This is a genomic window from Pelagibius sp. (genome assembly GCF_028281305.1).
Taxonomy (GTDB): Bacteria; Pseudomonadota; Alphaproteobacteria; order Kiloniellales; family Kiloniellaceae; genus Pelagibius.
The window spans coordinates 36063-46065 of the sequence record NZ_JANQKD010000059.1 but is presented as its reverse complement, the minus strand read 5'-3'; the positions used below and the strand labels follow the sequence as shown (position 1 = coordinate 46065).

The window sequence follows — 10003 nt, the reverse complement described above, 5'->3', positions numbered from 1 at the left end:
TGCATGGGGAAGGGGAAGAGATCAACGAGCCGGACCTCCACATCGGCAAGGTCGGCGTCGAGATGAAGGACGAGCGCTTCCTGGAAGGCGTCAGGATGTGGTCCTACGATAAGGTCGACTTTTCGGTGCGGATCCAGATCACAAGCGGCTGGCTGGAGGAGATCCTTCTCGATGCGGCCATCGGCAGTTCCAGCAACATGACCGCCGGAAAGACCACCGGACCCTCGGAGATGTCATCGCGCGTCGACATGTCGTCGCGGGTGGACATGTCGTCGCGGGTGGACATGGCGATGCGCAGCCGCTTCAAGAGCGGCTAACGCTTCTGCTCAGCGGCAGTGAGTCCAAGAAAGGGCGGTCAGGCAGTGGCCGCCCTTTTCGTCGTCATCTTCTCGGGAGCCGGTGCCGCCTCACCAGGTCAGGCTGCGCAGGACGATGTCGGGCTTTGCCCTGTAGCGTGCGCTCAGTGCGGCGAGGCGGTCGTCGAAGTCCCCGTCTTTCCCTGGTAGCCCCAGTTCGTCCTTGTGAATGCCCTGCAGGATCAGGGCGCTGGCCATGCCGGCTCCGGCGGCGCCGACGATGTCGTGGGCCAGCGAATCCCCGACCGCGAGCATGCGGCCGGCCTGCATCGGCGCCAGGGCTTGGCGTACGGTCCTGTAGATCAGCGGATGAGGCTTGCCGACATAGATGACCGTGCCGCCCGTCTCTTCATAGCGCCGCGCCAGGGCGCCGGGCGCCGGCCTCAGCCCGTCGACCGTGATGCCGCGGACATCCGGGTTGGCGCAGACCAGTGCGAGGTTCAGGGCGCCGGCCTGCTCCAGGATGCCGGAGAAGGCGTCGAGCGTCGACGGTGCGGCCTCGCCGAAGCTCGCCAGCAGCATGAAGTCGGCCTCTTCGATCGCGCTGACGATGGTGACCGGCAGCCCTTCCAGTAGCGCTTCTTCCGCCGCGCCGCCAAGGATCAGACAGCGCAGCGGCCCGTCTTGCTGCCGCCGCCGAAGCGCCGGATCGGCTCCGTTGCCGAGGTAGGCACGGGTGGCTTCGCCCGAGGTGATGAAGTCATCGTAGAGCGCGGGCGGCAGGCCGAGGCCGGCCAGCCGGTCGACGTTCGGCTGCTTCAGCTTGCCCGAGTTCGAAAGAATCAGAACGCGCTTGCCTGCGTCGCGCAGGGCGTGGAGGCAGTCGAGCACACCGGGGTAGAGCATGGTGCCGTCGTGCAGCACGCCGTATTGATCCAGGACGAAAGCGTCGAAGCGCGCCGCCGCAGCGCCGAGGCCGTCCAGCAGTTCAGGAGAAGTCATCGCGCCGCCGTTATACCGTATCCGGTGGCCGTCACGCCAAGCCTGATGCCGTCATGTCAGGCGCTGCAGTGCCCGATGCGGCCAGAACCGCGCGGCTGTGGCGGGCGATCATAAGTTCCTCGTTGGTCGGGATCACCCAGACGGCGACATTGCTTTCCGTGGCGCTGATCCGGGCGCGGCCCTCGGCATTGGCGGCCTCGTCGACGACGATCCCCAGCCAGTTCAGGCGGCGGACGATGGCGTGGCGGATCTCGGGAGAGCGCTCGCCGATGCCGGCCGTGAAGACCAGGGCGTCGAGGCCGCCCAGCATGGCTACCAGCGCGGCGATCTTCTGCGCCACCCGGTCGCAGAACAGGGAAACGCTTTCGCGTGCCTCCGCCTTGCTGCTGCCCAAGAGCGCGCGCATGTCGCTGCTGATCCCCGACAGGCCGAGAAGGCCCGACTGTCTGTAGAGCATGTGTTCCAGCGCGTCCGCGTCCATGCCCTTTTCCCGCATCAGGTACAGCAGCACCCCCGGATCGAGGCTGCCGCAGCGGGTGCCCATGATCAGCCCGTCCAGGGTCGAGAAGCCCATGGTGCAGGCCTGGCTGCGGCCGTTGCGCAGCGCGCAGAGGCTGGCGCCGTTGCCGAGGTGCGCGACGATCGCCCGGCCCGTCGCAGCAAAAGTGTCATAATTCGGCAAAGCGCCGGCGATAAACTCATACGACAAACCATGAAAGCCATAGCGCCGCAGGCCTTCCTGCGCCAGATCGCGCGGCAGTCCGTACAACTGATCGAGTTCGGGAATCGAGCGGTGGAACGCGGTGTCGAAACAGGCGACTTGGGGCAGGTCCGCCTTGCGCTTCTGAAGCGCGCGGATGGCCGAGAGGTTGTGCGGCTGATGGAGGGGCGCCAGGGGGACCAGGCTCTCAAGGGTCGCCAGGACGGTCTTGTCGACAAGCTGCGGCTTCTCAAAGCCGGTGCCGCCGTGGACCACGCGATGTCCGGCTGCGGCCAGTTCGATACCCGGCAGATGTTCGCCGATCCAGTCCAGCAGGAAGGCGTAGAAGCTGTCGTGGCCGAGCTCCGCTCCGCCGTCCCACGCCGGCGGGTCGCATTCCGTGCCGTTTGCCAGCGTGGCGGCGAAACGCGGCGCCGTCCCGATCCCCTCGATCATCCCCTGGACAAGAGGGGTGTCGCCGCCCTCCGCGAACTCCGGGAAAAGCGACAGCTTGATGCTGGACGAGCCCGCGTTCAGCACCAGGATCGCTCTCTGCTTCTCGCTCACCTGACCCTACCCAAGCATAGGCGTCCACGCTCCGCACCAACCGTGGACGGCAGTGGGAAGCACGGATCGGCCTGTTTCTCCCAAGGGCCCGGCGCCGGCGGCGTCGAGCCGCTACCCCACCCTTGTCATATCGCTTATTTCTTCGGCTTGCCATATTTCAATAATTCTATAATTATCAAATTATGGAAAACGCAGCCGCCATCAAGTCCCTTGCAGCCCTGGCCCAGGCCACCCGTCTCGATGCCTTCCGCATCCTGGTGCGCGAAGGGCCGGAGGGACTGGCGGCCGGCGTCCTGGCCGCGCGTTTGGGGGTCCAGCCGGCCACTCTGTCCTTTCATCTTGCCCAGTTGGAGCGCGCGGGCCTGCTGGTCTCGCAGCGGCGCAGCCGGCAGATCCTCTATGCCGCGGACTTCGGCGCCATGCGCGCGCTCCTGGGGTTCCTGCTGGAGGACTGCTGCCACGGCCGGCCGGAGGTCTGCGGCGATCTGCTGCCGGGGACGACGGGCGAGGTGCCGGAGGCGGAACGGACACCCGCGCCCGATCCGGCATCCGGCGGGTAAGGCGAAGAGGGAAGGCCGAACACGGCCGCAAAGAGGAGTGTCGCCCCGGCGCTGGGGCCGCCCCCGGCGCCAAGACCCCATCGGGAGGAACTGCGATCATGTCAGACAAGATCTACAACGTGCTCTTTCTGTGCACCGGCAATTCCGCGCGCAGCATCATGGCGGAAGCGATCTTCAACCGTCTCGGCGCCGGCCGCTTCAAGGCGCACAGCGCCGGCAGCCATCCGACGGGCCGCGTCCATCCCTATGCGCTGGACTTGCTGAAGAGCCTCAATCACCCGACCGACCATCTGGCCAGCAAGTCCTGGGACGTTTTCGCGGCCGAAGGCGCGCCTGATATGGATTTCGTCTTCACGGTCTGCGACAACGCGGCGGGCGAGGTCTGCCCGGTCTGGCCGGGGGCGCCGATGCGCGCGCACTGGCCGTTCGAGGACCCGGCGGCGGCTGAGGGTTCGGACGCGGAGAAGCGCCAGGTCTTCGCCGATGTCTACGGCCAGATCCACAACCGCGCCGACATCTTCGTCAACCTGCCCATCACCGCCCTGGACAGCCTCAGCCTGCAGAAGCGCCTGGACGAGATGGCGGCGAACTTCTCGCAGTCGGCCTGACGCGATCATGACCCCCGACCTGACCCGCCGGCTCGCGGCCGAGGCTCTGGGCACCGCCTTCCTGCTGGCCGTCGTCGTCGGCTCCGGCATCATGGGCGAGAGCCTGGCCGGCGGGAACACGGCCATCGCGCTCTTGGGCAACACCATTGCCACCGGCGCGATCCTGGCCGTGCTGATCCTGATTTTCGGGCCGCTCTCCGGCGCCCACTTCAATCCGGCGGTGACGCTGTCGTTTCTGATGCAGGGCAAGCTGGAGAAGCGCGAGGCTGCTTTGTACGTCGCGGTTCAGATCCTGGGCGGGCTCGCCGGCATGCTGATCGCCCACGCCATGTTCGAGGAGCCGCTGCTGCAGGTCTCCGAAAAGCTGCGCAGCGGCCCGGCGCAGTGGTTCGCGGAGTTCGTTGCCACCTTCGGTCTGGTGGCGACTATTCTCGGCTGCGTACGCTTCCGTGCCGAGGCGGTGCCTTATGCCGTCGGGCTCTACATCACCGCCGGCTATTGGTTCACCGCCTCCACCTCCTTCGCCAACCCGGCGGTCACCATCGCGCGCAGCTTCACCGACACCTTCTCCGGCATCCGGCCCGTCGACGCACCGGCCTTCATCGCCGCCCAGCTCGTCGGCGCCGTCGCCGCAACGCTGGTCTTCGGCTGGCTGCTGGCCCCCAAAGGTTCCGAGGCGGCACAGAAACAGGCTGCGGAGTAGCTGCCCTGGCCCTTGCCGGGATGACGTTCTAGGATGCCGGCACTGAGAGGCGTCAAGAGCGAGGCAGGGTCATGAAGGTCGACGGCAAGCCCTACAGAACCATCTGGGTAAACGACGACGGCTGGTCGGTCGAGATCATCGACCAGACGAAGATGCCGCACGTTTTCGAAACCGTGACCCTGAAGACGGTGGCCGATGCCGCCCATGCCATCAAGGCGATGCTGGTGCGCGGCGCGCCGCTGATCGGCGCCACGGCGGCCTACGGCGTTTGTCTCGCGCTGCGCGACGACGACAGCGATGCCGGCATCGACAAGGCCTACGACCAGCTCATCGTCACCCGCCCGACCGCGGTGAACCTGCGCTGGGCGCTCGACGAGATGCGCGAGGCGCTGCGCAACCTGCCGCGCGGCGAGCGTCTGGCGGCGGCCTACAAGCGGGCGGCGGAGATCTGCGACGAAGACGTCGAGATCTGCCAGTCCATCGGCCGCCACGGCCTGAAGATCATCGCCGAGATCGCGGCGAAGAAGCCGGCGGGGGAGCCGGTGAACATTCTCACCCACTGTAACGCCGGCTGGCTGGCCACCGTCGACTGGGGCACGGCCACGGCGCCGATGTACATGGCCTTCGAGGAGGGCATTCCGATCCACGTCTGGGCCGACGAGACCCGCCCGCGCAACCAGGGCGCCTCGCTGACCGCCTGGGAACTTGGCCATCACGGCGTTTCCCACACCGTCATCGCCGATAACGTCGGCGGCCACCTCATGCAGCACGGCCAGGTCGACCTCTGCATCGTCGGCACCGACCGCACCACCGCCTCCGGCGACGTCTGCAACAAGATCGGCACCTACCTGAAAGCGCTGGCTGCCCACGACAACGGCGTGCCGTTCTACGTGGCGCTACCGTCGCCCACCATCGACTGGACCGTGCACGACGGCGTGACGGAAATCCCCATCGAGCAGCGCAGCGGGGAGGAGGTCTCGCAGATGACCGGCCGCACGGCCGCCGGCGCTATCGAGACCGTCACCATCACTCCCGACGGCAGCCCGGTGGCCAACTACGCCTTCGACGTGACGCCGCGGCGCTACGTCACCGGCCTCATCACCGAGCGCGGCGTCGCCGCGGCCTCGCCCGAAGGGCTGGCTGCGTTGTTCCCGGAGCGGGTGGGTTCGTAAAGCTCTGTAGAGTTGGCGGCCTTGGCGCAGCCATGCTTCGAGACGGTGCTTTGCACCTCCTCAGCATGAGGTCGGTTTTGCTCGCATGGGACTTCACCTCATCCTGAGGAAGCCCCGTAGGGGCTGTCTCGAAGGATGGCTACGGCACCTTGGCTTCATTGCGTTGGTCCCGCTAACGCCGAAAAAACGCTTCCGTCTCCGCGTCCACGGGAAAGAACTGCTCGACCCGCACCTCCTGTAGCGTCACGTCGAAGGGCGTGCCCAGGGTGGTGATGGTGGTGAAGAAGCTGAGGCAGTGGCCGTCCTTTTCGAAGGTGGTGGTCAGCACCGGCGCGCGCCACTCGCCGGGGATCTCCAGCGGGCAGTCGTCCGGGACGCCGGGGTAGGCGGTGAGGGCGGCGATCAGATCCTCCATCTCCTGCGGCTCGCCGGCGGCGATGGACTCGCCGCGTAGGCGGCAGAGCAGGAAGTGGGCCACCTTCTCCCAATCGCGGATGTAGGGGCGCAGGCCATCAGGGCTGAAGAGCGCGTGCAGCAGGTTCGGGCGGCCGCCGGCGGCGTGGTCCGCACCGGCCTCGGCCATCAGCAGCGCCATCAGGCGCACGGCCCCCTGGTTGGCCCGGTGCAGATTGGCCATGTGATCGATCACCAGCGCCGGATAGGGCTCGTGCTTTTCCAGCAGGTGGTCGAGCGCTTTGCTGACCGCCAGCATCTCCGGTTCCGAGAGGTCGCTTTCCCGGTAGCGCGGTGCGAAGCCGGCGGCGAGCAGCAGGGCGTTGCGGTCCCGCAGAGGGATGTCGAGCGCTTCGCCCAGGTTGATCACCATGCCCTCGCTGGGCCGCGCGCGGCCGGATTCCAGGAAGGAGAGGTGGCGCTGGGAAACGTCGCAGCGCAGCGACAGCTCGAGCTGGCTGATGCGCCGGGTCTGGCGCCAGGCCTTCAGGCGGTGGGGGAAGCTCTCGTTGCGGCTCAGGGCGGTCATCGCTGTCATTCCTGAAGTCTGGCGGGGCTCCGTGCAAGCCGCAATTACCTGCCAGGTAATTGCCGCCGGCCGCGCCGCCGGACAGTCTGCCGCCGAAATGAGGAGCAAACCAAACTTATCGGCAGAAAGGAACTCTCCCATGTCTGCAAAGATGCACCGCTACGAGGCCAACGACGGGCTGCTGCGCGCGGTCCTGAAGACCAATGCCGTCCTCTCCCTGGCCGCCGGCCTGATCATGGTCGTGGCCGGCGGCAGCCTGGCCGCCTGGATCACGCCCCATGCCGAGGCGGTCTTCGGCCTTTCGACCGCCTGGCTGCTGCGCCTTGTCGGCATCGATGTGCTGGCCTTCGCCGCGCTCTGCTGGTGGGCGGCGCAGCGGCGGCCCCTCTCTGTGCCGCTGGCGCGGACGGTGATCGCCTTGGAAGGCCTCTGGGTTGCCGCTTCAGCCGTTCTGCTGGCGGCGGCGGGCGACGGCCTGACGACGGCGGGCTTTTGGACGATCGCCGTGGCGGCGCTGCTGGCGCTGGACTTCGCCCTGCTGCAGGGCTTCGCCCTCTCGCAGGTCTACCAGGGCACGGCGAAGATCACGCTGGCTCATGATGCCGGGGAGTTTCATATCTCCGCGGAGACGTCGGTCGATGCCCCCAGCGCCGTCGTCTGGCGGGTGATGGCGGATCAGAAAGGCTATGCCGAGGTCGCCGACAACATCGCCTGGGTCGAGGTTCTGCGGGGCCGCGGCCTCGGCATGGTGCGCCGCTGCAGCGACACCGCCGGCGGGTCCTGGACCGAACGCTGCACACTATGGGAAGAGGGTCAGGCCTTCGCCTTTGTCGTCGATACCGCGGCATCAGACTATCCCTATCCCCTGCAGCACCTCGCCGGGCGCTGGTCGATGATCCCGGAGGACGAGGCTGTGATCCTGCGCATGGACTTTGTGGTCCGCCCACGGCCCGGGCTGCTGAATGCCTTGAAGCTGCGCCTGCTGGTCGCGGTGCTGCTGCCGGTCTGCGACCGTCTGCTGGCCCGCTGGAGCGCGCGCATGCAGGAGGAGACCCGCGCCGACTGGGCGCAGCCGAGCCTGCGCAAAAGCGCCTGAAGATGGCGGTGTGGCGGGGGCGGCGTAAGCGCAGTTCCCGCCCCTATGTCGCCGGACTCTCCGGCGCCACCAGCTTGCGGTAGAGATGCCAGGTGGTGTGACCGAGGATCGGGAGCGTCAGGAAGAGGCCGAGGAAGAACGCCCCGATCGAGACCAGCAGCAGGATCATGATCACGAAGGCCCAGCCGATCATCGGCAGCGGGTTGGCCACCACGGCCTTGATGGAGGTGATCATGGCGGTGACGAAATCGATCTCTCGCTCCAGCAGCAGCGGGAAGGAGACCACGGTCAGCGAGAACAGCACCAGCGCCATGGCGGCGCCGATGATGTGGCCGACGGCAAGGAAGGTCAGGCCCTCCGGCGTGCCCAGCACCACCGAGACGAATTCCGTCATGGTGGTCGGCGCGCGCAGGCCGATGAAGAGGGCGATGAGGATGCGCACCTGGTACATCCAGACCACAAGGATGAAGAGGCTGACGAAGGCCATCCAGCCGAGCTCGCGCTTGCGCTGGGCGACGATTACGCCGAGCACGCCTTTCCAGTCCAGTTCCTGGCCGACCTCCCGCCGGCGGCTGACCTCGTAGAGCCCGACGGCGACGAACGGCCCGATCAGGGCAAAGCCGACCGCCAGGGGATAGGAGAGGTAGCCGACGCCGAGCGCCAGCGCGCAGAGCACGATGATCATGCCGCCGACTGCGTAGACGCCGCCGAAGAACAGGCCGAAGAGCGGCGCGGCGCGGAAGTCACCCAGGCCGCGGCCCAGGGCGTCGACGACGTCGCCGGCGGTGATGGTCTGGACACGCGGTGCGGGTTTGGGCATCTCGGCCGCGGTCACGGGCTGCCCGGTGTTATCGCTTGGGGGGCCATCGCCTGATGCGATGGCGGGGTCCTGATCCTGGCTCATGCGCTCCTTCCTAGGCCAGCGGCCACAACCGTCCCATGATCTGGATCAAGGTTCCGTCTGGATGAAAGCGACGGGCTAACCGCTGCCTTTCGGGTCCCCCTCCTCAGACAGGCTGCTCTCTGCTAAGCATAGGCGCGAACCCCTGGCTTGAGGAGCCCTTACGCCGATGTCGGCTGCCGACCTGCTGCCCACGATGTCTCTGGAGACCTTCCTGGCCTTCACGGCCGCCATGCTGGTCCTGGCCCTGACCCCGGGGCCGGGCTTTCTGGCCGTGGTGGCGCGTGTCATGAGCCAGGGGTTCGGGGCGGGGCTCGCGGCAACGGCGGGGCTGGTTCTCGGCGATTTGCTGTTTCTCGCCCTGGCGATCCTGGGCTTGAGCGCCCTGGCGGCGGTCCTCGGCGAATTCTTCCTGGTGGTGAAGTGGCTGGGGGCGGCCTATCTCGTCTGGCTCGGCATCGCGCTGTGGCGCCGTGACGCGGCAGCGGAGCGACGACCGCCCGACTCGCCGAGGCCCCAGGCCTCTCACCGTGGGTCCCTTGCACTGGGCTTTCTCGTCACACTGGGCAATCCCAAGGTCATCCTGTTCTACGGCGCCTTCCTGCCGACCTTTGTCGACCTGGCGGTGCTGACCCCGGGCGACGCGCTGCTGCTCGGAACCGTGGTCGCCGCGGTTCTGTTCGCCGTGTTGGGCGTCTATGCTTTTCTGGCCGCCCGGGCGGGACGGGCGATAACGAGCAGCCGGGCGCAGCGCTGGCTGAACCGTGTGACCGGCGGCCTGATGGTGGGGGCCGGCGTCGCGGTAGCGGCGCGGTAAAGAGCACGTCGCGGTAGCGGCGAGATAAAGAGCACGTCGCCGTGGCGACGCGACAAGGAGCACGTCGCGGTCGCGACACGATGAAGTAGCGGGCGCGGGGGAACGGCCCAAAACCGGGGGAGGGGAGCATGGCCTTCGAAGGGATCAACTATCTGGCGGTGGTGGTGGCCATGGTGGCCAGCTACGCCTTCGGTGCGGCCTACTACATGGCGCTCGCCAAGCCCTGGATGGCGGCCCTGGGCAAGACCGAGGCAGAGGTCAAGGCCGGTGCCAGCCCGGTGATCTACGGCGTGACCGCCTTCGCACAGCTCATCATGGCCTTCATGCTGGCCGGCGTCATGGGCCATCTCGGCGCGGTCGGCATGGGGGCCCTCGGCGGCCTCACCACCGCCTTTTTCGTCTGGCTCGGCTTCGTCGCCACCACCCTGGTGGTGAACCACGGCTTCCAGGGCGCCAGGCGCAGTCTCACCCTGATCGACGGCGCCCACTGGCTGGGCGTCCTGCTGATCCAGGGCCTCGTCATCGGACTGTTCGGGCTGTGAGTGTGCCGTCCCCCCTCACCCCGACCCTCTCCCCCAGGGGAGAGGGAAAACCGACGG

At 67.5% G+C, this 10003-nt stretch carries 12 protein-coding genes; 8 read left to right on the top strand and 4 right to left on the bottom strand.

The genetic code is table 11. The features are described from left to right. A partial coding sequence (locus tag Q0982_RS12965; protein WP_322097019.1) for a hypothetical protein occupies positions 1 to 317 on the top strand: 317 nt, incomplete at its 5' end. A 90-nt stretch (positions 318 to 407) separates the two neighbouring features. Here Q0982_RS12965 and Q0982_RS12960 read toward each other — a convergent pair. Together Q0982_RS12960 and Q0982_RS12955 are read right to left on the bottom strand one after the other, a co-directional pair. Then, complete coding sequence (locus Q0982_RS12960) at positions 408 to 1298, bottom strand: TIGR01459 family HAD-type hydrolase (protein ID WP_299396210.1); 891 nt, start codon at positions 1296 to 1298, stop codon at positions 408 to 410. A gap of 31 nt (positions 1299 to 1329) precedes the next feature. Further along, complete coding sequence (locus tag Q0982_RS12955; RefSeq protein WP_299396207.1) at positions 1330 to 2565, bottom strand: acetate/propionate family kinase; 1236 nt, start codon at positions 2563 to 2565, stop codon at positions 1330 to 1332. Positions 2566 to 2747: 182 nt separating this feature from the next. On the opposite strand from Q0982_RS12955, the gene Q0982_RS12950 reads away from it, so the two are divergent. From Q0982_RS12950 to mtnA, 4 genes are all read left to right on the top strand, one after another. Beyond that, positions 2748 to 3125, top strand: coding sequence for a helix-turn-helix transcriptional regulator (locus tag Q0982_RS12950; protein WP_299396205.1), 378 nt, complete (start codon positions 2748 to 2750; stop codon positions 3123 to 3125). Positions 3126 to 3223: 98 nt separating this feature from the next. Next, complete coding sequence (locus Q0982_RS12945; RefSeq protein ID WP_299396202.1) at positions 3224 to 3733, top strand: arsenate reductase ArsC; 510 nt, start codon at positions 3224 to 3226, stop codon at positions 3731 to 3733. Positions 3734 to 3740: 7 nt separating this feature from the next. Continuing rightward, positions 3741 to 4436 carry an MIP/aquaporin family protein gene (locus Q0982_RS12940; protein ID WP_299396199.1) on the top strand — a complete coding sequence of 232 codons (696 nt, stop codon included), beginning with the start codon at positions 3741 to 3743 and terminating at the stop codon, positions 4434 to 4436. A 71-nt stretch (positions 4437 to 4507) separates the two neighbouring features. Beyond that, the gene (mtnA, locus tag Q0982_RS12935) at positions 4508 to 5608 is read left to right on the top strand and encodes an S-methyl-5-thioribose-1-phosphate isomerase (protein ID WP_299396197.1); all 1101 of its coding nucleotides are present in this window, start codon (positions 4508 to 4510) and stop codon (positions 5606 to 5608) included. 172 nt (positions 5609 to 5780) lie between these two features. On the opposite strand, the gene Q0982_RS12930 is transcribed toward mtnA, so the two are convergent. Further along, positions 5781 to 6590 (bottom strand): helix-turn-helix domain-containing protein, encoded by an 810-nt coding sequence (locus Q0982_RS12930; protein WP_299396194.1) that lies wholly within the window; start codon positions 6588 to 6590, stop codon positions 5781 to 5783. A gap of 139 nt (positions 6591 to 6729) precedes the next feature. Between Q0982_RS12930 and Q0982_RS12925 the strand changes: the two genes are divergently transcribed. Next, positions 6730 to 7686 carry an SRPBCC family protein gene (locus Q0982_RS12925; RefSeq protein WP_299396192.1) on the top strand — a complete coding sequence of 319 codons (957 nt, stop codon included), beginning with the start codon at positions 6730 to 6732 and terminating at the stop codon, positions 7684 to 7686. Positions 7687 to 7729: 43 nt separating this feature from the next. Here the strand turns inward: Q0982_RS12925 and Q0982_RS12920 are convergent, their stop codons facing one another. Beyond that, positions 7730 to 8590, bottom strand: a complete 861-nt coding sequence (locus Q0982_RS12920; protein ID WP_322097018.1) for a DUF2189 domain-containing protein — start codon at positions 8588 to 8590, stop codon at positions 7730 to 7732. A gap of 166 nt (positions 8591 to 8756) precedes the next feature. On the opposite strand from Q0982_RS12920, the gene Q0982_RS12915 reads away from it, so the two are divergent. Together Q0982_RS12915 and Q0982_RS12910 are read left to right on the top strand one after the other, a co-directional pair. After that, positions 8757 to 9404 (top strand): LysE family translocator, encoded by a 648-nt coding sequence (locus Q0982_RS12915; RefSeq protein ID WP_299396190.1) that lies wholly within the window; start codon positions 8757 to 8759, stop codon positions 9402 to 9404. Between the two features lie 128 nt (positions 9405 to 9532). Then, a complete protein-coding gene (locus Q0982_RS12910) occupies positions 9533 to 9946 on the top strand; it encodes a DUF1761 domain-containing protein (RefSeq protein ID WP_299396188.1) in 414 nt (137 codons plus the stop codon). The last annotated feature ends 57 nt before the right edge of the window (positions 9947 to 10003 follow it).